Here is a 22,719-nt window from a genome sequence, read left to right on the forward strand (position 1 = left end):
AGTCGCCCACCAAGAGGTATCGGTATTAATGAAACTAGTCTCAGCACGAGAAAGGAAGACGCAATGAGTACGATCGTTAAAGCAGCAGCCGTGCAGATCAGCCCCGTGCTGTACAGTCGGCAGGGTACCGTCGAGAAGGTCGTGAAAAAGATCCAAGAGTTAGGTCAACAGGGCGTTCAGTTCGCAACCTTCCCCGAAACCATCATTCCCTATTATCCCTACTTCTCATACGTGTTAGCCCCATTCGCGTTAGCAAAGGAACATCTGCGGTTGCTTGAAGAGTCGGTTAGAGTGCCGTCTATGGAAACCCAGGCGATCGCCGAAGCCGCGAAAGAAGCAAATATGGTTGTTTCTATCGGTGTCAATGAGCGCGACGGTGGCTCTATCTACAATACGCAACTTCTCTTCGACGCAGACGGTACGCTGATCCAGCGCCGCCGCAAGCTTACGCCGACTTATAACGAGCGGATACTTTGGGGTCAGGGTGACGGCTCAGGACTGCGCGCCATCGATAGTGCGGTTGGGCGCATCGGACAACTTGCGTGCTTTGAGCATAACAATCCTTTGGCACGTTACGCCCTGATCGCCGATGGTGAGCAAATCCACTCAGCGATGTATCCCGGATCGTTCGTCGGTCCACTGTTCGCGGAGCAAGCAGAAATTAACGTGCGCCAGCACGCCCTCGAATCCGCCTGCTTTGTCGTCTGTGCAACTGCGTGGCTGAATGCCGATCAGCAGACTCAGATTATGCAGGATACGGGTTGTGCGATCGAGCCGATTTCGGGTGGCTGCTTTACGGCCATTGTCAGTCCCGACGGACGGATCATCGGTGAGCCGCTCAAAGCTGGCGAAGGTGAAGTAATTGCCGAGCTTGACTTTGCTCAGATCGATGCCCGCAAGCGGCTTATAGACACGCGCGGTCATTACAGCCGCCCTGAACTGCTCAGTTTACTGATTGATCGGACACCCACGTCGCCCGTCCATGAGCGCATCGCACACCCCAAGTCTGATGTCGCGCGCGCAGCCGTTGATGAGGAGAGAACCGTCGAGGTTCTCTAATGCTACCGTACCTATCGGAACGCAACTACAGGAAGGCCAGCACGTGTCCAAAAAAATCAATCATAATCGCCGCTACGTCTTAACAACCATGCTTAAAACTATTGCTGCCACTCAGCTTGGCATAATCGGCTGCACCACACAATATGCTACGTCAGCAACGACTGAGTTACCGATTGAAGGCGAACTACCGTCTCTTGCCGGCGCGATCGCGTGGCTCAATTCACAGCCATTAACAGTTGACGAACTCCGTGGAAAAGTCGTGCTGATCAACTTCTGGACTTATACCTGCATCAATTGGCTACGCCAACTCCCTTATGTTCGCGCGTGGGCCGAGAAGTATCAGGATCAGGGACTAGTAGTAATTGGTATACATACGCCAGAGTTTGAATTCGAGAAGAATGTCGATAATGTCCGCCGAGCCTCAACAGAAATGAAAATTGATTATCCGATCGCCGTGGATAACGATTATGCGGTATGGCGTGCTTTCGGGAACCATTATTGGCCGGCCCTTTATTTTATAGACACGCAAGGACGCATTCGTCATCACGAATTCGGCGAGGGCGAGTACGAGCAATCGGAAAGGGTCATTCAACAGCTACTGTCTGAGTCCGGAACTGGCCGTGTTGGTCAGGAAATAGTCAAAGTCGATGCTCACGGTTTTGAGGCTGCCGCCGATTGGAACAGCCTGAAATCGCCTGAAAACTACCTTGGCTACGAAAGAACGGAGAATTTTGCATCCCCCGACAGCGCGGTGTTAAACAAGCCTCATTTATATACCGTCCCCGCGCAATTGAAACTTAATCAATGGGCACTTTCGGGCGATTGGACAATCGGAAAACAAGCCATTGTACTGAACAAGTCCGGCGGGCGGATTGCGTACCGCTTCCACGCACGCGACCTTCATCTCGTCATGGGGCCGTCCGAGCCAGGAACGTCCGTGCGGTTTCGCGTGCTTGTAGACGGGCAGCCGGTAGTTGCAGCTCACGGACTTGATGTCGATGTGCGAGGCGAAGGAACAGCTACCGAACAGCGGTTGTACCAACTGGTTCGACAGCCGAAGCCCATCACTGATCAACAGTTCGAGATCGAGTTTCTGGATTCTGGGGTAGAGGCTTTTGCATTCACGTTCGGCTGATAACGCAAACAGATACGCCTTCGCAACAAGGGACAAGAAAGTGAACGCAAGGTAAATGATATGACGATGAAATCCACACATGACAGCCCAATCCTCGTGACCGGAGCGGCTGGCGATCTCGGTGCGATCGGCCGCCACCTCACCGCAATGCTGCTCGCTAAAGGGCATAAGGTGCGTGCTTTGGTACGACGGGAGGATGAACGCGCTCTTGGCCTGCGCCAGCTTGGTGCCGAGGTTGTGCAGGGCGATCTGACCGACCTTACCTCAATGCACCGCGCGATCGCAGGGGTTGCGCGCATCTATTTCGGAATGTCGGTCTCGGCGGCTTATCTCGAAGCCACGGTCAACACTGCTGCGGTGGCGCGCCACCACGGGGTTGAAGCCTTCGTGAACATATCGCAGATGACGGTAACGCAGATGAGCATCACCGAGACTACCCCAAGCCCGCAGCACAAGCTGCATTGGCTTGCAGAACAGGCATTGGCGTGGTCGGGGCTGCCGGTCGTTACGGTGCGGCCGACAGTCTTCCTTGAGGGCTTCTTCCTGCGTCTCGCCGCTGCTAGCATCCGGGACAGCGATGAACTGGCGTTGCCCCTGGGTAACAGCAAGACCTCTCCGATATCGGCTGTTGATGTGGCGCACGCCGTTTCCGTGATCCTCGACGATCCTGCCTCGCACATTGGTCATGTTTACAACCTGACCGGATTTGAGTCAGCCGATTTGGAACACTACGCACGCGTCTTTTCCCAGGCACTCGGCCGAACGATCCGCTATCGTAACGTGCCGCTCTCCGAGTGGGTTAATACGCTTCGTAAGTTTGGGGTGCCGATGCACCTCGTCAACCACCTCGCAGTGATGGCTGAACTTCACGCGCAGGGGCGGTATGACCGCATGACGGATGACCTGTTCAAGCTTACCGACAAAATGCCGACGAGCATGTACGACTTCGTGAAATTGCACGCCGCTGAATTCACGCCCAGTAAAGCCACGGCTTGAGGGGCTTTGTCGGTTCCTTATGCTGAGGTTGTCAATTTCAACAAGAAAGAAGGATTTCAAATGCGATCTGACATTGTTCCAGGGGCGGTCTTCCCCGACTACGAACTGCCCGACCATACTGCGAAACGCCGGAAGCTCTCCGATCTGCAAGGTCAACATCCGATGATTATCGTCCTTAGCCGCGGAGGGTACTGCCCCAAGGATCGCCGACAGGCTGAAGGGCTGGTTCAACTCCATCGTGAGCTTGAGGTCGGCTATTGCCGCCTGGTCACGATTAGCACCGACAACATCACCGAGACGAATGAATATCGCAGTGGTGTCGGGGCCCACTGGCCTTTCCTCTCTGATGCGGGACGCAGAATCCAAAAAGACCTCGACATCGCCGAATACACTGACCCTCTCCACAATCCCATGATCCCCTACACGATTGTCCTGGAACCGGGTCTGGTCATTTATAAAATCTACATGGGTTACTGGTTTTTCGGGCGACCCACTCTAGAAAATCTTCGCCAGGATCTGCACGCTGTTCTCAGGAAATGCCGACCGGACTGGGACATCACAACACCTGAACTGAAAGCAGCATGGCAGGAAGGACGCAAAGAACTCTTCTACCCGTACGGCAAAACCTACGCGCAAACGTTCGGCGAACAGGATTAGAAATGGATTTGAAAGAGCAGATGGCAACCCGCGAAAGCTCTGGGACGTTCAGCGCCGAGCAGCAGTTGTAAGCAATTGGCATCAAGCTTCCGGTGCTACCTGAGTCGTTCGGTGCTGATGTGGAAGCTATGCAGACGGGCAATCTGCTGTTTCTATGGGCTGGACTCTCTGGTGGAATATCCTGCATAGAATTTTGTCGTCGGAAGATAAGCAAGTTGAGTTGAATCCAATTGGAAGAAGATAAATGTCTGAAAAAATCAACTATCAGCGCCGCCGCTTTTTGGGTACTGCGGCTATGACCATTGCTACTACACAGCTAGGCATATTCGGTTCTACCATCGCACAGTCGAGCAAAACAAAACCAGCAGTTCTGTCCATGACTAAGCCAGGGACAAACACGTCGTTCAGCTCACTAAAGCAGATCGATGCCGGTGTGCTGAATGTCGGATACGCTGAAGCTGGTAGCGCGAATGTCCGTCCGGTAATTCTCCTACATGGATGGCCCTACGACATTCACAGCTATGTCGATGTCGCCCCGTTGTTGGCATCGGCGGGGTACCGGGTGATCGTCCCGTATCTGCGCGGCTATGGCATGACGCGCTTTCTTTCGAGCGAGACGTTCCGCAATGGTCAGCAGTCAGCGATCGCTGTCGATATTATCGCACTGATGGATGCGCTCAAGATCGAGAAGGCGATTCTCGCTGGTTATGATTGGGGGGCGCGAACAGCCAACATTATCGCGGCACTCTGGCCGGAACGCTGCAAGGCACTCGTCTCCGTGAGTGGTTATTTGATCGGCAGCCCTGAAGCTAACAAGACACCTCTGCCGCCGCAGGCCGAACTCGAATGGTGGTATCAATTTTATTTCGCGACGGAGCGGGGGCGCGACGGCTACGAAAAATATCGGCATGACTTTAACAAGCTCATCTGGCAGCTCGCTTCGCCGCAATGGCACTTCGATGACGCGACGTTTGAGCGTAGTGCTGCATCCTTTAACAATCCGGATCACGTCGGTATCGTCATCCATAACTATCGCTGGCGGCTCGGCTTAGCCAAAGGGGATTTGAAGTACGACAATCTTGAGAAGCGACTCGTCAAAGCCCCCGCGATCGCCGTACCCACCATCACTCTTGAAGGTGATGCCAACGGTGCGCCGCACCCAGATGCCAGTTCCTACGCAAGGAAATTCTTGGGTAAATACGCACATCGGATCATCAAGGGCGGTGTCGGTCATAACCTGCCCCAAGAAGCACCGCGGGAGTTTGCTAAGGCCGTCGTCGAAGTTGACGGTTACTGATTGGGTTTAGCCTAAGTTGTGAAACGGACAATTTGCAGCAAAGAGAAAACACTATGACCAAACTGAAAAAAGTACACTACAAAACCAAAACCCGCACCGCAGGTACCTTCGTCCTGCTCTGGCGACTCCTTGTCGCGCTCTTGGCGGCAACGGTGTTTCTGACACCGTCCGCTCGCCTGCTTGCACAGCAATTCGCCCAAACCGGCGCACAAACCCAGGTCGCGGGCAAGGCGAGCGCGACCGAAGACAACGCCATCCGTCCCTTTCGCGTCCACGTCCCGCAAGAGGCGATCGTCAATCTCCGCAGGCGCATTGCGGCGACCCGCTGGCCTGATAAGGAGACTGTTGCCGACCAGTCGCAGGGCGTGCAACTGGCGACAATGAAGGAACTTGTCCGTTACTGGGGAACGAAGTACGACTGGCGCAAAGCCGAGGCGAAGCTGAATGCTTTGCCGCAGTTTGTAACGAACATCGACGGATTGGACATTCACTTTATCCACGTCCGCTCCAAAAATCCTCACGCTTTGCCGTTGATCGTCACGCACGGATGGCCTGGATCGGTATTTGAACAGCTAAAGATCATCGGCCCTCTGACCGACCCGACGACCTACGGGGGCCGCCCGGAGGATGCCTTCGACCTAGTTATCCCGTCAATTCCCGGCTACGGCTTCTCCGGCAAGCCGACGGGCACAGGTTGGAACCCCGACCACATCGCACGGGCCTGGGCCGAGCTGATGAAACGCCTCGGCTACACCCGCTACGTCGCCCAAGGCGGCGACTGGGGATCCCCTATTTCTAGCGCAATGGCGCGCCAGGCATCGGCAGGATTACTCGGCATCCACATCAACTTGCCGGCGACGATACCGCCAGAGGTGGCCTCGGTACTCGCCGACGGCGGGTCCGCGCCAACGGGACTCTCCGAGAAGGAACGCGCGGCGTTCGACTCACTCGACAAGTTCAATAAGAAGGAACGAGCCTACGCCGTGATAATGGGTACGCGACCGCAGACGGTGGGGTATGGACTGACGGACTCGCCGACCGGACTCGCGGCGTGGATGCTCGGACATCCAGGTTTCGCGCAATGGACAAGCAGCAACAGCGATTCCGAAAAGTCCCCGACGAAAGACGAGGTGCTGGACGACATCACGCTGTACTGGCTGACAAACAGCGCCGTCTCGTCAGCTCGGCTCTACTGGGAGAACAACAACAGCATCTTGAACGCGGTCGCGCAGAAGACCGCCGATATCTTGCTCCCGGTGGCCATCACAGTATTTCCGGGGGAGATATATCGAGCTCCAGAAACGTGGGCTCGGCGCGCCTATCGCAACCTGAGCTACTTCCATGAGGTCGACAAGGGCGGTCACTTCGCGGCGTGGGAGCAGCCGCAGCTCTTCTCTGAGGAGATCCGCGCGGCGTTCGGGTCACTGCGTTAGCTGAAGACCAATCGATTCACACGACAAACAGCAGACAGTGAGAATCGGATGACTCAATATAAGGGACTTCCAACTAAAAAAATATCCGACCGCGTTTAGGGCAAGGGAGCAGGGAGTTCTTAGCTGGGGGAGGAACAGTCGTATTGAATCCAGAAATTGGGATAATTTATTTTTTGGAGTTTCCTAATTACATCGTAATTGGTGCAGGGGCGGCTAGCTGCGCGATCGCCAACCGTCTTATAGAAGACAGTGAAACAACCGTGTTACTCCTCGAAGCGGGTAATCCAGATACGAAACCAGAAATTCAAATTCCGTCAGAGCATTCAAGCTTACTAGGCTCTGAGGTGGAATGGAGCTACTTCTCCTAACCGGAACCCTACCTCAACGAGCGCAAAATCTTTTGTCTTTGTGGCAATATCTTGAGGGGCAGCAGTGCGATTAATTTCATGATTCATCATGCCAACGCTAAAGATGTACAAACCGTATTGGGTTATATTCGAGTTAAGAGATTCCCAAAGAAGACTTGTAGATTCAGTTGATATGTGCAGTTACCAGTTAATGAACTGTCTCTCTCAATGATTCAGCATCAACGGGTTTGATTAGGTAAGTCTGCAATAGATGCCCAATAATGGAAGCTATCAAGGGCAATTTTTGGCAGAATTTGACAACTGGTGAGCGATTGCTATTGTTAATCTCTGTTAGTTTCAAATTAAGGTCAGAACACTTTTCCAACCGCCGGAAAAACTCTGGATGATTTGCATTCAAAATCAGGGGAAATGCCCGTGCAGCAGTGTTATTCGTCTCTTGAATAACTCTGGTATTATATTCGCGCGGATCTATCCCAATGGATTGATAAAACGTGGCGCGTTCAAATACTGTTAATGTGTGAGTAGCAAAAACACTTAGCAAAAAGAAACGCACCCATAATCTAGCTCTCCAATTGTTCCATAGTTGAGGCTGCGATCGCAGCAGTGCTTTAAAAAAGTCTCCATGTCGATTTTCATCCTGACACCAACTTTCAAACTTACGAAACAAAGGATAAATTTGGTGTTCTGGATGTTTTTCCATGTGGCGATACACCAAGATATAACGCCAGTAGCCAATTTTCTCAGACAGGTAGACTGTGTAAATAATCCACTCTGGCGGAAAGAAGGTATAAGTGCGATTTTTGGTTAAATAACTTAAGTCGAGGGAAAGATTAAAATCTGCCATTGACTTATTCAAAAATCCCGCATGGCGTGCTTCATCTCGCGCCATAAAATTAAAAGCATCCGCCAAAATCGGATTGCGGTTTTTCAGACGGCGTGATAACTCTTTAAACAGCAGAAACCCAGAAAACTCTGAGGTACAGGAACGTTCCAAAAAGTCAATAAAGGCAACGCGTGTTTCCCCATCAATGTGATCCCAACACTGCTGAAATTCTTCATCACGGACAAAGTGATGACGGTTATAGTCTGCTCGTAACTCCTCTACAATTGCCAGTAACTCAGCCTCCTGGGACGAAATATCCAATTGCGCCGCAGCTTCAAAGTCAGTGGTATAAAATCGGGGTGTTAATAATGTTTCTTGAACAGGCGCTTTTACACCTGGTTTTAGCAACTCAGGTTGGGAAGTTTCCAGAGACTTAACCATAAGAATCCTTTGATTATTTCATCCTTTAAAAGTTATATAAGCATAAATAGCTGTTTGTAGACATCAGTTAAATTATTGAGAGTAAATTGTGAGAAATAAACTTATTACCCGTTGTTTCAACAGAGTTTAAATGCCTATTCCCCAATCAGTTTTGTTACTACTCAACTAAGATATGTCTAAGGGTGAAAATCAGAAAAATATAAATAAATACTAATATCTTTATAGTTATATATAAATTAATAGTTAAATAATCTTAGGAGAAATAAAAATAGTTTGGATCGACATCGGCAGTGGTACTTGCCAGATAGAGTGATGCAGATCCTCTCTAAACCTAGAATAACAATTTTTTAGCTGGCACTGGCAGGCATCTTGAGTCGGTGACTGCCCAGAAACCTTGCCCTTGAACATAAAGGAAGCAACAATGAGTAGTAATCTAGCCATCAAACTGCGCTCTGGAACTCAACAAGCCCACACCTCAGCAGAAAATGTGGGATTCATGAAATGTTTTCTGAAAGGAGTTGTGGATAGAGACTGCTTCGCCAAGTTCTTAAGCAACTTGTATTACGTCTACAGCGAACTAGAAGCGGCATTAAAGAGCCATGTAGAGCATCCTGTGATTAGTACGGTTTACTTCCCCGAACTTAATCGCCAATCTTCGCTCGAAAAAGACATGGTGTTTTACTATGGGGATAATTGGAAAGAGCAAATTATACCCTCACCCGCTACCCAAAAGTACATTGACCGCATTCGGGAAATTTCTGTTAGTGAACCAGCTTTATTGCTAGGTCATGCCTACACTCGCTACATGGGCGATCTTTCTGGGGGTCAAATGCTACAAAAAGTTGCTCAGTCAACCCTGAAGCTTTCTGACTATGAAGGCACATCCTTTTATAATTTTGAGCAAATTCCTGACAAAAAGGCATTTAAGGATAAGTATCGTCAGGCATTAAATGCATTACCCATTGATGATATAACAGCAGAACGGATTGTTGCAGAAGCTAATAATGCCTTTGGGTTCAATTTGCAGATGGCTCAAGAGTTAGAAGGAAGTTTAATTAAAGCACTCGGTCAAGTTATGTTTAATAGCCTAACTAATTAGTCATTTGTCATTTGTCATTCTCCCCCTGCTCCCCCACTCCCCACTCCCTACTCCCCTCATTCACTGGAAAGCAACTCAATGGTTTTTCTATTACCTGGTGTCAAGTTTGATCTGGATTTGATTCAAAAGTACGACACTCGCGCACCTAGATACACCAGTTACCCGCCTGCTACAGAGTTGAGCGAAACATTTACTGAAACTGATTTTAAGGCCGCGATCGCAGCCTCGAATCAACGCAGAACTCCTATGAGTCTATATTTCCATATCCCCTTTTGCCAAAGTGCTTGCTATTTCTGCGGCTGTAACACGGTAATTTCCAACAACAAGAATATTGCTAAACCTTATGTGGAGTCTTTGGCTCAAGACATTAAAAACACCGCAGCTTTAATTGATCCAGACAGAAAAGTGCTACAAATCCACTGGGGAGGCGGTACTCCTAATTACTTGGATCGTGACCAAATAGAATTTTTATGGAAAAACATTAATCGTCATTTCAACATCGATCTACAAGCAGAAATCTCAATTGAGATTAATCCTCGCTATATTGATAAAAATTACATTTTCTTTCTGAGAGAAATTGGATTTAACCGGATTAGTTTTGGTATTCAAGATTTTAATAGCCAAGTTCAAGTAGCCATAAATCGTGTTCAACCAGAAGAAATGCTATTTGATGTCATGAGTTGGGTTAAAGAAGCTAAGTTTGAAAGTGTGAATGTAGACCTTATTTACGGTTTACCTTATCAAACCCGCGAAACATTTCGGGAGACGTTGAAAAAGACTGTTGAGTTAGATCCTGATCGAATTGTTGTCTTTAACTTTGCATATATACCGTGGATTAAACCTACACAAAAAAATATTCCTCAAGAGGCGCTACCCCCAGCAGAGGAAAAGTTAGAAATTCTGAAAATGACCATTGAAGAATTAACGAATAACCAATATCTATTTATTGGGATGGATCATTTTGCTAAAACTAATGATGAACTAGCGATCGCTCAACGCAATGGTACTCTAAAACGCAATTTCCAGGGCTACACTACCCACGCCGAGACGGAACTGTTTGGTTTTGGTTCTACATCCATCAGTATGCTAGAAGATGCTTATGCTCAAAACCACAAGGAATTAAAAGATTATTATAACACAATTGCAACAGGTGCTTTACCTGTTAGCAAAGGTATCAAGCTTACTCAAAATGACATCATCAGACGGGATGTAATTATGGGGATTATGTCTCACTTTCAATTGCATAAGCAAGACATTGAAAACAAATATGATATCAATTTTGATGAATATTTCTTTGAGGAACTAGAGGCGTTAAAGCCACTAGAAACCGATGGTTTAGTTACTTTATCAAATAGCCAGATCCAGATTACAGATATCGGTAGATTACTAGTAAGAAATACTGCTGTCATATTTGATACTCACACAAGAATGCGAGAGACAAAATTTTCCCGCGCCATTTGATATCAGTTTGGCAAATTTTTGTTACATATTAGTCCCTTAATCTACTTTAAAAATAACGGTAAGGGGATGTAGTTTCTCAGTACCCTTAGTGCCAGTGATATTTGCGGAAGATCCCCTAACCCCCTTTAAAAAGCTATCTATTACAGGTTGGGGGATCTCTCCTGCGTAACCTGGATTTCTCACCAAATTTATGAAACCCAAGTCTAGAGACTTTAGGGGCGGGTTCACGAATATCTCGTGAACCCGCCCCTACCGTTTTGTGAGAAATGCGGGGTAAGTATTATGAATTTGTCATTTGTCAGAAGATGCGAGTATTACAGTGATTCAAACAAATGTATGAGAGTATACTATTAACTTATCCAAAGACATAATTATGGTTTTTGCTGGCAAACGACCAAATAATTTAGGTATCAGCAACGGTAAATTAGCACCCTGCCCTAATTCTCCTAATTGCGTTTCTAGTCAAAGTACAGATGAAACCCACAAAATTGCACCACTGACTTTTACATCTACCCCAGAAGAAGCAATCGCTAATCTTAAAGAGATTATTCAGTCCTTACCAAGAACCAAAATCATTAGCGAAAGCCAAGATTATTTATATGCAGAATTTAAAAGTGCCTTGTTGGGATTTGTGGATGATGTAGAATTCTATCTAGATCGGAATGCTAATGTAATCCAAGTACGTTCAGCTTCACGTTTAGGCCAGAGTGATTTAGGTGTAAATCGTCAACGGATAGAGACGATCAGAGGCAAATTAAATTGACATTTCCCGCTAACCGCTTTGCGGTTAGTGGGAAATTCTTGCTTCTTAGAAACACAGTTTCAAAGGTTTGCTTTTTGGTCGAATAATAACCAATGGTTAACACCCATTAACTAAATGGTAAGCTATCGTCTATCTAATGTTGCACATTTTTCTGTGTTGACTATTGACTTCTGACTGTTGACTCTCAGCAGTCAACAGCCTGATGAGTTATTGTGTAATTTAAAGGCATAATAGCTTATTGTATTAAGCTTAAGGTTCATTTAGTGGGGAAGCATTTGATTGCTTACTAACATCCAGACTATTGCCAATGTTTATATTATTCATTTGTAATTGGCATGACCAGTCAAGTTTCAGATGTGCAGACGACATCCCACAAGGTGAGGCGCTTGACTCGATTACATAGCATATTATGCTTCTTTTTCAATATACCCTTTTAGCTATGAGTATCAATATAAATAGTTGTACCGCTGATTTAAAATTTGCTTGACTCAGCCAAAAGTATGATTATTTACTTCTCTACTTCCAGAAAGAGGAAATTATATTGCCAGTTTTTTAACATGAACTATAAGTTGAAATAATTGGAGTAAGTTTATGCCTGATCAAACAATAAATGAATTGCCTGATGATATTAGAGAACAGTTGCCTGAACACGCACAGCAGATTTTTGCAGCAGCCTTAAGTGCTGCTCAAAGTGATGGTATGAGTGAAGAGGGTGCCCGTGAAGTTGCTTGGAATAGTGTAAAGAATGAATACGAAGCAGGCGACGATGGAAAATGGCAGAGAAAGCCTGAAGACACTGCTATACATAATAAATCTGTTGTGTCTGGTGGAAATTGAGTAAATTGAAGCTCGACATAGGTATTTTTTGTTAGAGGTAAGGCAAAAATCTAAGGGAAATTCCATCTTTACAAAGCGGACATGGAATTTCCCTTTGCTGTTTCGTAATTTTTGCAAAATGATATACATTTTGAACGAACTCAAACTATCTAAAACTATATTTGTAAAAAGGCATCGGGAAAACCCAATATTTTAAAGAGAGAGATCCCTCGACACCGTTAACAGTCAACAGTCTTTCGTGTTATCTCATCTCCTTTTAGGGGTGGGATAAGCTTAATAAAAGTTTTCATCATCCTTATTTATTAATTACTGCTAAATTGACCACAGATTCAGGAAATTGACGCTTTAATGCTGGAAACACAGGGCAAGGAGCTTGTTCTTGCAAATTCTCCGGTTTACTCCAAGTAAAAGGGGCTTTCTGTGATGCTGACATCCACACCAGACGCTTTGCTCGTGTCATGGCAACGTAGAGTAAACGGTACTCCTCAGACATTTTCAAGTGCTTTGCTTGTTCCCATGCTTGTGTGACATCTGGTATTGTAGATTCTCCGTGGAGAGCAGCACGAATTTGGGCACGGGCTACTTCTGCTAAGGTGAAATCCCCTAAGAATTGGCTTTGGGGAGGAACCCAAAATCGACCAGGAATCAAACTTTCGTGGAGGAAGGGAAGAAATACATAGTCCCAATCCAGCCCTTTGGCTTTGTGCATGGTAATAATGGTCAGTTGACCGCGACGAGTGTAACGTTCTTCCGAATCTTCGGTTTCTACTGGTTCAAACCGTTCGGAACTGACGATTTCACTTAAAGCAGACAGCATTCCCCCCATTGAACTATTGCCAGCTATTTGCTGGTTGACCCGTTCTGCGAGTTTGTCAGCAGTTGCTAATTCTGCCTGGTCATAATTTAAAGTCAAGGCGAGAAAGGAAATTAGCTGGTACAGAGGCAATTCCAAGCGGGCGCGAAGTAAATTGCGACACAAACGAGCGGCTTTTTGGACTGTTTCTGGCTGGGGTGCTGCTAGGGGGCCAGGATACAAAAATTCTTCTGGGAGACTAGCAAGGGCGTTGAGGTCTTGAGTAGGAATTAATTGGCGTTGTACTAATGCTTCTAATGCGGCTTTGAGATAATCGGGGGAATGAGGACGATCGCAAAATTGCAGTAATGCTAAAATTTCTTGGGGAACATGGGAACGGCGATCGCGTTCTCCTACATCGTAAAGTGTAATTTTATACTCTTTGCATATAGGGGTTAAAGCCTCTGCTAACCATCTTCCTTGGCGATTTTCTCGCACTAAAATCGCTGCACTATTTTGTGTTGGGTCTTCGCCAAATAACTCGATTACTCTTTGAGATAACAATTCAACGGTGTGATGAATGTCACGCGGGGTATAAAGTTCCAGTCCTTGTCCTACTGGTGCTGGGTTGGCATTCTTTTGTGGATCGCCTGTTTCAACAGGGCGAATTGTCTGCAAGCGAAATGGTACTTGTCGGTTGTCAGGAATCTGTTGTGCGTTATTGGTTTTTGCTAATGACTGATTATTGATCCATTTGAGGGCAAAGTTAGCGGCTTCAATGATAATTCTAGTACTGCGACCAGCTTGATCCATTGTTGCTAATCGTTCGATGCGATCGCACTCTTCGCAAAAGTGCCGAAAATAAATCGGATCGGCTGGGGTAAAGGTAGAGTTAATCGCTTGGTTGGGGTCACCGACTCGGACTAAGTTGAGTGAGGAGTTAGGAGTTAGGAGTGAGGAGTTACCTCCTTTATCCCCATTACTAGCTAAAATTTCTAATAGCTGCGTCTGTAGGGGGCTAGAATCTTGGGCTTCGTCTTCAAAGACGGCGAAAACTTGGTTTTGCTCGATGCGACGGGCGCTGTCGTTTTCTAAAACGCGTAGTGCGGCTAAAATCATATCGTCGTAGTCAATGAAATCACGCGATCGCATTAAGTTTTGATATTGTTCATATAATCCCGCCGCTACACTCAAAATTGCATATTCGTCTGTAGTTTGTTTACTCCACTCTCGCAATTTCTTTGGCGATATCCCAGAACTTTTTGCCTCATGAATTACTGTATTAGCTAATTCCGGTAATACTTCTGTTCGTAGCACCGATTGGCGACGCAACCTTTCTGTCTCTTCTCCGTCGAATTGATGACCTTCTAATAACCGCAAATATATTCCTGGATTATTTGCAATCCATTGCTCTACAGCTGTTCGGATAAAGCGATGACTTTGGGTTGGTGTAATTAACGTGACATTGTCTAGTTGCAAACCCGATAAATCAGAATGGCGACTGGCAATGTTCAACGCTAGACCATGTAGAGTATAGACAAAAAAGCCTGTCTGGGGTAAAGATAAATCATCTCGTAAGAATTTCCGGATCTTCGCTTTAATGTTGGCAGCAGCAGAGCGAGTAAAGGTGACAACCACCAATTGACGACGCGAGGATGAACCTTCATATTGACGGGCGATCGCGATCGCTGCCGCCGCCGCCATACCAGTAGATTTGCCTGCGCCAGGAACGGCAGAAATAGCTAGAGGGCCAGATTGCCAGTCAGCCATTTGTTGTTGTCCAGGACGTAGACTGTTGCGAATTGCTAGAATCTTCTGTCGCAGGTTAGGAAGAGGCGATCGTTCAGACAATTCTGAGTGGAGTAACTCTTGAGACACAGTAACGGTAAATTTAGACTCTGACATATCAAATTTTATATTTTTAAGAAGAATTCTCCAAACAGAATTCAGCAATCTTTTAGTGGCAATACAGTTCAGTTAAGAATTTCTTTTTTCTCTTTACTTCTCTTCCTTTGCGTTCTTCTCTGACGAGACGCTGCACGTAGCTTGCTTCTCCGTAGGAGTATGCGGTTCGTTAAAAAAATTGACGGTACAACAGGGAAAAGTAATTGACTCGACTCAAATAGTTTAAATATTTAATAATATTTTTAAATAATGTAATATTAAATAATTTTTTATGAACCAGATAAGGATCATAGTTTTTGTGTTTTTATTAATACTAGTGTTAAGCGTAGCACACCCGGCTTTTGCATCTGTATGCCGCTATTATGTCTACGATGGCCAACGCCACCAGATTTGTATTCTCAGCATCAACCGAAGTGCTAAAAATTATTGGGAATACAGGGCAAACGTTAGTGTGGATGGAGTGAAAAAACCCACTGAAGTCTACAATTGTCATCAAAGAGTCAAGGTTCAACAAAATGGGACTATTTTGTCCTTTGAGCAAAAAGCTCCTGGTGAGATGATATGCAGCTTTTTTAATTCTTCTCGACGGAAAATACGCGCCAAATAATAAAGACCGTAAAACCTAGATAGGCGAATACTGTCAACCATTCTTGCCAGTTAGCAAATTCATTATTCATCAATAACAGCCGAAAAATCAATAATATTTTTAGATCCTACACGCTGACGCTGCCAGTCGCTTGCTGTATTTTGAAAGATAACAGGTTACTCAAAAATTCTTAGCGGATTTTCCGGAATCGATAACAGCAAAGTGGTATCACTTATCAGAGCATCGATATTATACTTAACCTCTATAACTAACCTTCGGGGAATATAGCCCCATTATTTCTGCTCAAAAGCCTGGTTTTCATGACCGGGCTTTTGATGTTTATACCAATTAACTTACGCATGAGTAGCGGAAAAACGTAGATATAAGGTGGTTACTATAGAGGCATAGAGAACACAGACAAATAAGAGTTTGAGAGAGTTTTGCGTCAGTCCTCAGTTGTAGTCGAGCAAATCAGGCTCAGAGCTGATCACAACCCTTGTTTAAACTGTCAGGGTATCAAATAAAACTTTTTTCCAGAAACTTTTAAGAGATTTTATCGGTCTGGTTTTCCAAATTCTACAAAAATCTGCTAATGTTCTCTTCTGCTCAAGGTATTCCCGGATTACCCGATTTGACGCATCCAATTGAGCTTGTCCAATTTGGAACCCAAGCGCTCAAAGCTTCACTATTGTTAGTATTTTTGGTCGTAGCTTTGGGAGTTGCGATCGCTCTGATCAGTTTTTCTCTCCGTCGAAGCCAGCCGGAACAACTTATATTCATCGGCGAATGGGCTGTTCGTTATTCCCAACTATTGCGGGGATTACAACATTTAACCCTGATATTAGTTTTGTTAGTACCGGGATTTTTTCTCTGTTCAACTTTAAGCAATCGCTATCACCACTGGGAACAAGCAAGGGTGGCTCAAGTGGCTCAAACTGTTGCAGGTGAAAGGCTCGAACAATTTGCTCCCCAAGTCCGCTACTCTATTCAAGAGCCATACTCCTATACCACTCAAGTTGATGGCAAAATAGTCAAGGTAAATGAGACGCGAGAGACTACCCGCTTCTTGATGCTGGCTGGCTCACAAATTCAAGTCAAGCTTGACCAAAGCGTAGATGTTCCAGGCCGCAGCTCAATTTATGAGGCAAATTATACTGCTGAGTATAAAGTAATTAACCAGCTCAAGGATATTAATAATTTCTTTTTTGAAGCACCGCCACCCAACGGCTACACACTGCTTGAGAGCTATAAAATCGAGCGTGATGGGACTAGGCTACAACCAAGCAACGCGGGTAATTATAATTTTCCCTTCCGCCTGCAACCAGGGCAAGAAACCACTTTTCGAGTCAGTTATCAGGCTCAAGGAGGGCCACGTTGGGTTTATAGTGCAACGGGACAGTTGCTATCTAACTTCAGCCTGACGGCAATTGCCAACTTTGCTCCGGCTGATTTTGCCAGTGGTATTAAACCTGATGAGATTAAATCTGACGGACGCAGTACGCAATTTACTTGGAAATTTGACGATAATGTTTCAGTCAAAAATCCATTTGGGGTGTTTACCAACACCGAACCTATTCGTCACACTGGCATAATCCCGCGTCTTTTATTGCTAGCACCAGCAATATTTTTGTGGTGGATACTATTGTTATATTTGTCACTGCCAATGAGTTTCAAAAATATTGCGATCGCTGGTAGTATTTTCTTTGCTTGTCTATTAGTTTTGACCTATCTAGCTCGCGTGATCAATGCTCAGTTGGCTTGGACTTTAATTTCCATCATCTTACTGATTTTGACATGGGGATTGGGGGCAAGTCGGAGTGCTTCCCTTGCTGCGATTATCTGCACTATTGCTGGAGCAGTGCTACCTGTCTTTGGATTATTAGTACCATTCAGTGGACTCACCCTCAGCCTAGCGGGTTTGCTTTCAGCCGTTTGGCTAGCAGTTCGTCACTGGTATGGCTGGTATTCGCATCCAGAAGACCAAAGATTACAGCTTCAGAAAAACGCTAAATATTAGGTGATTCCGCTATGATTAGCAAAGTTTTAGCAAATAGCACTTATGGATAACGATTTACTGGCTTTTTTTGCGGGTGCTGGGTTACTCGTTTTGTATCTCATTTTTTCTGCATTGACTGAAATGGGAACTAAATTACCCTGGAAGAAATAAGTAGATGGGGGGATGAAGAAGGGATTAACACTTATTAAAATCGAAAAAATGTAAATTTAATGTATTAGTACAGTACGGTGTAAAAAAGTAGACCATTGAAAAGCCCTAAAGAGCTTATTCCAAAATGCGTGATCCACAAAAGAACCAGATTAAAATCGAGCCGGCAACCCTAGTATTAATTGTGTCTCTACTAATACTTTTGCCTTTATTGTTTGTTGGTTTTTTATCACAGTGAAGCTCGTGAAGAATACTCAACAGATATATTCTCACAACGTTTCTCACAAATTTTCAGACAATGTAAGGGCGATGCCTACGCCTTTTTATATCGGTGCGTTAAGCTACTTTTAACGCACCACCTTAACGCCAAAACTACTTAGGCAAAACCTGCCGTAGTGCTGCTAAAAGTTGGTCAACACTTTCTTTACGACTATTAAAGCCCATTAATCCGACGCGCCAAACTTTACCAGCGAGTTCGCCAAGACCACCGCCAATTTCAATATTATGTTCATTGAGTAACTGCCGGGCGATCGCTTTACCATCTACCCCTGTTGGAATGCAGACAGTGGTAAGCGTTGGCAGTCTATACTCTTGCTCAACGTGCATACTCAGTCCTAAACTCTCCAATCCTTCCCAGAGATATTCTACGTTTTTCTGATGACGCTGCCAGGAGTTTGCTAGCCCCTCTTCTGCAAGTAAACGTAGTGCTTCCCGCAATGCATAATATAAATTAATGGGTGCTGTGTGGTGATAGGTGCGTTCAGCACCCCAATACTTACCCAATAGCAGCATATCCAAATACCAGTTTGCAACCTTTGTTTGGCGCTGTTGCAATTTCTCAACGGCACGCGCACTCATTGTAAAGGGGGAAGCACCAGGCGGGCAACCCAATCCTTTTTGGCTACAACTATAGGCTAAGTCAACTCCCCAAGCATCCAAAAACAAGGGAACGCCGCCCAAACTCGTCACCGTATCCACTAACAACAAAGTGCCAAATTCACGACACAAATCAGCGACCCCTTCCAAAGGTTGACGTGCGCCGGTGGAGGTTTCGGCATGAACTAGAGCTAAAATGGTTGGACGATGAGTTTCTAGGGCTGTTTGGAGTTCATCGAGGTTGAAAACTTGTCCCCAAGGTTTAGTAATGGTTCGTACATCCGCACCATAACGTCCAGCCATATCTACGAGGCGATTACCAAAGTAACCAGCTACACCAATCAAAACCACATCACCAGGTTCTACAGCATTGGCGATAGTTGCTTCCATTGCGGCTGTTCCCGTACCACTGACTGCAATGGTAAGTGGGTTTTCTGTTTGCCATACATAGCGTAGCAATGACTGAATTTCATCCATGAGTTCGAGAAACGCTGGGTCAAGATGCCCAACTGGTGAGGTATTCATCGCCTGGAGAACTGTGGGATGGGCATTGGAGGGTCCTGGCCCTAACAGTAGACGGGATGGGATTTCTAGGGGTGTGAGTTGCAAGCGCCCAGAGTCGTTGATTGAAATTGTTTGCGTCATAATCTGTCTTGCCTAGAGGATACTTACCGAATCATAAAGCGATCGCATCACCGATGTTTTAGCAAATCAGAACTTACGCATTGGAAACCTGAAACCTCGTTTGCATAGCGCACTCCCCCCTAACGCCTTTTCAAAAATCCATTACCCACATCTTTCTTAACATTGCTGTAATTAGATGGTAGGCTTGCCTAGTTATTCTGAATTTTAAGGAATTTTACTGATATTTTAATCGACTTTCTTGAAGCAGAAAAATAGTTTCGTAAATTTACGATGTTTTTCTATGAAGATAACTGTCATTTTAGAGAGAGAAATTTTTGAAAAGAGAGTTGATATATGAATTCCTTCAATAAAGACTGTTCAAATAACAATTTATTAAACCAGATACGTTATCAGCTTGATAGATTAGAAATACATAATCCTAATCTTGCCAAGCTTTTATGCAAAATCATTCCATCTAACTGTCCTTTTGAAAGAACTGTGAAAGTTTTAGGGCGAACTCTTTTTCACATTCCACCATTGTGTAAAATCAACCCCCTTTATGAACAAATAGTTGGTCTTCGTTACAAGTGTTTATTATATTTAGTAGATGAATGTGGTGAAGATGCGACTAGGTATTGTTAAATTGAGATTTTCTTTAAAATAAATATAAAGTAGTTAGGAACAATATTGGAGTTCTGTAAATTATAACTCCTAACAGGATTTTCAGTATTTGACATCAATTTTCATCAAGCTTGCGCTAATTGGAATATTGACTGTAAAGACCTCTACTTTAACTGTCATATCAGGTTATATCCGCTTAATGAGTAAGAAGGGCGATCGCTTGCAAGATATTGGCTATGGAGCTTATAAGTCTATGTTTTAGCTGATTTCGTTGTCTACTCAGCTAAAACATAACAATTATCAAAATAATTGTTAAGAGTAAACTGTAATTTTAAATATAATAAGCTACTGGCATTCGATTTTTGAATTATTCGTAAAAAGTTAGCTCCCCGACAATTTTTATGAAGTTTATGAAGTAGGGGATCTGGACACCGGGGATTTTCACAAAATAATCAATGCGTAACGAAACTTACCCCGTTATCATGTATTAGTCATATTTTAATGCATCGCCAAAAAGAGGGATACTATTTTTCCATCTTAAGATAGATATATTGATAAAGCTATTAGTATTTACTTCTACAGTCAATAAGGCATAGGCTTTAGACTTATATTATTATATATTTAATAATTCCTGATTTATATTGCAAAACTTCCACTTATGATTATTATGCTCAAAATCTTCTGGTAAACTCTTTTGTCTAACTTTTGGATTCAGCATTTATCCCATATGGTAGAAAGAATTGTTAATAAAAGTTGATAACTTAGACACAAGTGAGATTATTGAGGCAGTAATGAGTATTATTGCTTAAATAATTTTAGGGCTTTTAGCAGGTGCGATAGAGTATCCGCCCGCCATAGGCGATGTTTATCAATTCTGTAAAATAATAATTTCTGGAAGTGTAAATCTATGTTTTTTCACAAAAAAGAGCCTATTCATGCAGTTAACGTAACTGAACCAAACCCTCGTTTTGCTCAGTTACTTTTAGAGCAGTTTGGCGGAGCTACTGGAGAACTTAGTGCAGCACTTCAATACTGGGTTCAATCATTCCATGTAGAAAATGCTGGAATCAGAGATATGCTCCAAGACATTGCAATTGAGGAATTCAGCCATTTAGAAATGGTTGGCAAACTCATTGAAGCTCATACTAAGAATACGGATCAAACAGAGGCTTATAAAAGTACTTTGTTTGCAGTCCGAGGGATAGGGCCTCATTTTCTAGATAGTCAGGGTAATGCTTGGACTGCAAGTTACTTGAATGAAGGCGGAGATGTAGTGCGTGATTTGAGAGCTAACGTTGCAGCTGAAGCTGGCGCTCGTCAGACTTACGAAGAGTTAATTAAGTTGGCAACTGACAAAGGAACCCAAGAGACTTTAGTCCATCTGTTAACACGAGAAATTTCTCATACCCAGATGTTTATGAAAGCTCTAGATTCGCTAGGTAAGTTGACAGATCCGTTCTTTGGTAATATTAAGCCAGATGAAACTGTTGCTCTCTACTACAACCTATCTACAAACGGAAATGGTCAAGATGAGCGTGGCCCTTGGAATTCTGAACCAACATTCAAATATATTGCTAATCCCTTAGAAAGCCACTCTTAACTCCACCAGTTAGAGCTTAGGTTAATTTCAGGTGAAGGGATTTTGGTTAAATTATTTGAAAGCTCCCTATTCTCTGGTGGGCAAACAGCCCACCTTCTTTTCTTTACCAATGTTTAAACTATTTGTCTACATTAGGTAGTTTTTAGGGAGAATTTAGCTTTATCCAAACCTATGGCAATCCTAAATCATCCGTGAACAAGATTCTCCGGTTTTAGAGAAGTGGAGAATCTGATTCGAGAAGCATTTGCTGATATTCATTACCTTGAACATATATCTCTGGATCACAGAGAATAACTATTATTAATTAAGCCATACTGAAGAAGTCAGAGCGATCGCCTCTTCAATATCTACCCCGACGTTTCTGAATTCAGAAATAAATTCAACTCAAAATCAAAACTAAAACTCAGGAGATTGATTTGTGATTGTCAACGCTACGCAAAATGGTTGGGAAGTCATTTATCATCGGGCCCATGCTTTATTAGCGGCTCAACTGGCGGGCCAATGGCGACGCAAGGATGCGCCAGCAAGGTTATATGAAACGATAGCTGCAATTTCCCATCACGATGATCTAGAAAAAGAGTGGGAAGAAGACAATCTTACTGAAGCCGGTGCGCCAAAGGACTTTCTGCTGTCCTCAAAGGCCGATGTACGTGCTGGCATCCAGAAATTGGCTAATTTGGCAAAGAATGCCCTTTATCGTGGACGATGGGTAGCTCTATTAATTTCCATGCATATCAGCCGTTTAAATGAGCCAAGCCGGGGTCAATTTCCAGAACTAGACAAACTGTTGGATGAGCAACTTGAAAATCAGCAACGTTTGCGGAAAGGACTAGGCATCAAAAAGGAAGAAGTTGATGCAGCTTATGCATTTATGCAGTGGTGCGATCGCCTTTCTCTTATCTTATGTCAGCAAGAACTACCTGATGATGAGCGGTTTTTAGAAATTAGCAAGGGTCCTGAAGGTCAACGCTATGACATCATGCAACGCAGTGATAACTTGGTTGTTGTTAAACCCTGGCCCTTCCAAGACGATAAATTTACAGTCAACGTCGAAGCTTGCGAACTCTCCCAGGTGAAATTTGATAGTAATACCGAATTAACTCAAGCACTACAAGAAGCTCCCATCAAGGTACTAGAGTGGACATTCGTTAAGAGTTAGATAGTTGTCGCCACCATAGTCA

At 44.7% G+C, this 22,719-nt stretch carries 20 protein-coding genes and 1 pseudogene; 18 read left to right on the forward strand and 3 right to left on the reverse strand.

The genetic code is table 11. The features are described 5' to 3' along the window. Nucleotides 1-63 precede the first annotated feature (63 nt). The 7 genes from H6G96_RS22205 to H6G96_RS41520 all read left to right on the forward strand — a co-directional run bounded on the left by H6G96_RS22205 (nt 64) and on the right by H6G96_RS41520 (nt 6,945). Nucleotides 64-1,059 (forward strand): carbon-nitrogen hydrolase family protein, encoded by a 996-nt coding sequence (locus H6G96_RS22205; protein ID WP_190913462.1) that lies wholly within the window; start codon nt 64-66, stop codon nt 1,057-1,059. A gap of 43 nt (nt 1,060-1,102) precedes the next feature. After that, a complete protein-coding gene (locus H6G96_RS22210; protein WP_199339699.1) occupies nt 1,103-2,194 on the forward strand; it encodes a thioredoxin family protein in 1,092 nt (363 codons plus the stop codon). Between the two features lie 60 nt (nt 2,195-2,254). Further along, on the forward strand, nt 2,255-3,190 hold the full coding sequence (locus H6G96_RS22215; RefSeq protein ID WP_242063362.1) for an NmrA family NAD(P)-binding protein: 936 nt from the start codon (nt 2,255-2,257) through the stop codon (nt 3,188-3,190). Between the two features lie 60 nt (nt 3,191-3,250). Beyond that, a complete protein-coding gene (locus H6G96_RS22220) occupies nt 3,251-3,847 on the forward strand; it encodes a redoxin domain-containing protein (RefSeq protein WP_190913463.1) in 597 nt (198 codons plus the stop codon). A 244-nt stretch (nt 3,848-4,091) separates the two neighbouring features. Beyond that, entirely contained in the window at nt 4,092-5,144 is a 1,053-nt protein-coding gene (locus tag H6G96_RS22225) for an alpha/beta hydrolase (protein ID WP_190913464.1), read from the forward strand. Between the two features lie 53 nt (nt 5,145-5,197). Further along, nucleotides 5,198-6,577 carry an epoxide hydrolase family protein gene (locus H6G96_RS22230; protein WP_190913465.1) on the forward strand — a complete coding sequence of 460 codons (1,380 nt, stop codon included), beginning with the start codon at nt 5,198-5,200 and terminating at the stop codon, nt 6,575-6,577. A gap of 143 nt (nt 6,578-6,720) precedes the next feature. Beyond that, nucleotides 6,721-6,945, forward strand: coding sequence for a GMC family oxidoreductase N-terminal domain-containing protein (locus tag H6G96_RS41520; RefSeq protein ID WP_242063363.1), 225 nt, complete (start codon nt 6,721-6,723; stop codon nt 6,943-6,945). A gap of 187 nt (nt 6,946-7,132) precedes the next feature. On the opposite strand, the gene acsF is transcribed toward H6G96_RS41520, so the two are convergent. Then, nucleotides 7,133-8,209 (reverse strand): magnesium-protoporphyrin IX monomethyl ester (oxidative) cyclase, encoded by a 1,077-nt coding sequence (gene acsF / locus H6G96_RS22240; RefSeq protein ID WP_190913466.1) that lies wholly within the window; start codon nt 8,207-8,209, stop codon nt 7,133-7,135. Nucleotides 8,210-8,630: 421 nt separating this feature from the next. On the opposite strand from acsF, the gene H6G96_RS22245 reads away from it, so the two are divergent. The 5 genes and pseudogenes from H6G96_RS22245 to H6G96_RS22265 all read left to right on the forward strand — a co-directional run bounded on the left by H6G96_RS22245 (nt 8,631) and on the right by H6G96_RS22265 (nt 12,369). Further along, nucleotides 8,631-9,308 carry a heme oxygenase (biliverdin-producing) gene (locus tag H6G96_RS22245; RefSeq protein WP_190913467.1) on the forward strand — a complete coding sequence of 226 codons (678 nt, stop codon included), beginning with the start codon at nt 8,631-8,633 and terminating at the stop codon, nt 9,306-9,308. Between the two features lie 78 nt (nt 9,309-9,386). Then, a complete protein-coding gene (gene hemN / locus H6G96_RS22250; RefSeq protein WP_190913468.1) occupies nt 9,387-10,769 on the forward strand; it encodes an oxygen-independent coproporphyrinogen III oxidase in 1,383 nt (460 codons plus the stop codon). 373 nt (nt 10,770-11,142) lie between these two features. After that, nucleotides 11,143-11,532 carry a DUF1499 domain-containing protein gene (locus H6G96_RS22255; protein WP_190913469.1) on the forward strand — a complete coding sequence of 130 codons (390 nt, stop codon included), beginning with the start codon at nt 11,143-11,145 and terminating at the stop codon, nt 11,530-11,532. 302 nt (nt 11,533-11,834) lie between these two features. Continuing rightward, nucleotides 11,835-11,969 (forward strand): annotated as a pseudogene (locus H6G96_RS22260) (DUF1345 domain-containing protein); the annotation flags it as partial. Nucleotides 11,970-12,123: 154 nt separating this feature from the next. Beyond that, on the forward strand, nt 12,124-12,369 hold the full coding sequence (locus tag H6G96_RS22265; RefSeq protein WP_190913471.1) for a ChaB family protein: 246 nt from the start codon (nt 12,124-12,126) through the stop codon (nt 12,367-12,369). Nucleotides 12,370-12,664: 295 nt separating this feature from the next. On the opposite strand, the gene H6G96_RS22270 is transcribed toward H6G96_RS22265, so the two are convergent. Beyond that, a complete protein-coding gene (locus tag H6G96_RS22270; protein ID WP_190913472.1) occupies nt 12,665-15,067 on the reverse strand; it encodes an ATP-dependent helicase in 2,403 nt (800 codons plus the stop codon). Nucleotides 15,068-15,338: 271 nt separating this feature from the next. Between H6G96_RS22270 and H6G96_RS22275 the strand changes: the two genes are divergently transcribed. Together H6G96_RS22275 and H6G96_RS22280 are read left to right on the forward strand one after the other, a co-directional pair. Beyond that, entirely contained in the window at nt 15,339-15,674 is a 336-nt protein-coding gene (locus H6G96_RS22275; RefSeq protein ID WP_190913473.1) for a hypothetical protein, read from the forward strand. Nucleotides 15,675-16,245: 571 nt separating this feature from the next. After that, nucleotides 16,246-17,670: a DUF456 domain-containing protein gene (locus H6G96_RS22280; RefSeq protein WP_190913474.1), complete on the forward strand. Its 1,425-nt coding sequence runs from the start codon at nt 16,246-16,248 to the stop codon at nt 17,668-17,670. 519 nt (nt 17,671-18,189) lie between these two features. On the opposite strand, the gene H6G96_RS22285 is transcribed toward H6G96_RS22280, so the two are convergent. Then, nucleotides 18,190-19,338, reverse strand: coding sequence for an alanine--glyoxylate aminotransferase family protein (locus H6G96_RS22285; RefSeq protein WP_190913475.1), 1,149 nt, complete (start codon nt 19,336-19,338; stop codon nt 18,190-18,192). Nucleotides 19,339-19,671: 333 nt separating this feature from the next. Here H6G96_RS22285 and H6G96_RS22290 point away from each other — a divergent pair, with 333 nt between their 5' ends. The 4 genes from H6G96_RS22290 to H6G96_RS22305 all read left to right on the forward strand — a co-directional run bounded on the left by H6G96_RS22290 (nt 19,672) and on the right by H6G96_RS22305 (nt 22,697). Next, nucleotides 19,672-19,959, forward strand: coding sequence for a Mo-dependent nitrogenase C-terminal domain-containing protein (locus tag H6G96_RS22290; RefSeq protein ID WP_190913476.1), 288 nt, complete (start codon nt 19,672-19,674; stop codon nt 19,957-19,959). A gap of 88 nt (nt 19,960-20,047) precedes the next feature. Next, complete coding sequence (locus tag H6G96_RS22295; protein WP_190913477.1) at nt 20,048-20,200, forward strand: hypothetical protein; 153 nt, start codon at nt 20,048-20,050, stop codon at nt 20,198-20,200. Between the two features lie 645 nt (nt 20,201-20,845). After that, on the forward strand, nt 20,846-21,538 hold the full coding sequence (locus tag H6G96_RS22300; protein ID WP_190913478.1) for a manganese catalase family protein: 693 nt from the start codon (nt 20,846-20,848) through the stop codon (nt 21,536-21,538). Nucleotides 21,539-21,956: 418 nt separating this feature from the next. Continuing rightward, the gene (locus H6G96_RS22305; protein WP_190913479.1) at nt 21,957-22,697 is read left to right on the forward strand and encodes a DUF3891 family protein; all 741 of its coding nucleotides are present in this window, start codon (nt 21,957-21,959) and stop codon (nt 22,695-22,697) included. Nucleotides 22,698-22,719 lie beyond the last annotated feature (22 nt).

Source organism: Nostoc sp. FACHB-892, assembly GCF_014698795.1.
In the GTDB taxonomy this organism is placed as follows: domain Bacteria; phylum Cyanobacteriota; class Cyanobacteriia; order Cyanobacteriales; family Nostocaceae; genus Nostoc.

What these genes read in the sequence shown, in the direction of transcription:
- H6G96_RS22245 (WP_190913467.1), top strand. Translation starts at nt 8,631, where the DNA reads ATGAGTAGTAATCTAGCCATCAAACTGCGCTCTGGAACTCAACAAGCC.
- acsF (WP_190913466.1), bottom strand. Translation starts at nt 8,209, where the DNA reads ATGGTTAAGTCTCTGGAAACTTCCCAACCTGAGTTGCTAAAACCAGGT.
- H6G96_RS22215 (WP_242063362.1), top strand. Translation starts at nt 2,255, where the DNA reads ATGACGATGAAATCCACACATGACAGCCCAATCCTCGTGACCGGAGCG.
- H6G96_RS22270 (WP_190913472.1), bottom strand. Translation starts at nt 15,067, where the DNA reads ATGTCAGAGTCTAAATTTACCGTTACTGTGTCTCAAGAGTTACTCCAC.
- hemN (WP_190913468.1), top strand. Translation starts at nt 9,387, where the DNA reads ATGGTTTTTCTATTACCTGGTGTCAAGTTTGATCTGGATTTGATTCAA.
- H6G96_RS22205 (WP_190913462.1), top strand. Translation starts at nt 64, where the DNA reads ATGAGTACGATCGTTAAAGCAGCAGCCGTGCAGATCAGCCCCGTGCTG.
- H6G96_RS22285 (WP_190913475.1), bottom strand. Translation starts at nt 19,338, where the DNA reads ATGACGCAAACAATTTCAATCAACGACTCTGGGCGCTTGCAACTCACA.
- H6G96_RS22275 (WP_190913473.1), top strand. Translation starts at nt 15,339, where the DNA reads ATGAACCAGATAAGGATCATAGTTTTTGTGTTTTTATTAATACTAGTG.
- H6G96_RS22290 (WP_190913476.1), top strand. Translation starts at nt 19,672, where the DNA reads ATGAATTCCTTCAATAAAGACTGTTCAAATAACAATTTATTAAACCAG.
- H6G96_RS22220 (WP_190913463.1), top strand. Translation starts at nt 3,251, where the DNA reads ATGCGATCTGACATTGTTCCAGGGGCGGTCTTCCCCGACTACGAACTG.
- H6G96_RS22265 (WP_190913471.1), top strand. Translation starts at nt 12,124, where the DNA reads ATGCCTGATCAAACAATAAATGAATTGCCTGATGATATTAGAGAACAG.
- H6G96_RS22230 (WP_190913465.1), top strand. Translation starts at nt 5,198, where the DNA reads ATGACCAAACTGAAAAAAGTACACTACAAAACCAAAACCCGCACCGCA.
- H6G96_RS22255 (WP_190913469.1), top strand. Translation starts at nt 11,143, where the DNA reads ATGGTTTTTGCTGGCAAACGACCAAATAATTTAGGTATCAGCAACGGT.
- H6G96_RS22225 (WP_190913464.1), top strand. Translation starts at nt 4,092, where the DNA reads ATGTCTGAAAAAATCAACTATCAGCGCCGCCGCTTTTTGGGTACTGCG.
- H6G96_RS22280 (WP_190913474.1), top strand. Translation starts at nt 16,246, where the DNA reads ATGTTCTCTTCTGCTCAAGGTATTCCCGGATTACCCGATTTGACGCAT.
- H6G96_RS22300 (WP_190913478.1), top strand. Translation starts at nt 20,846, where the DNA reads ATGTTTTTTCACAAAAAAGAGCCTATTCATGCAGTTAACGTAACTGAA.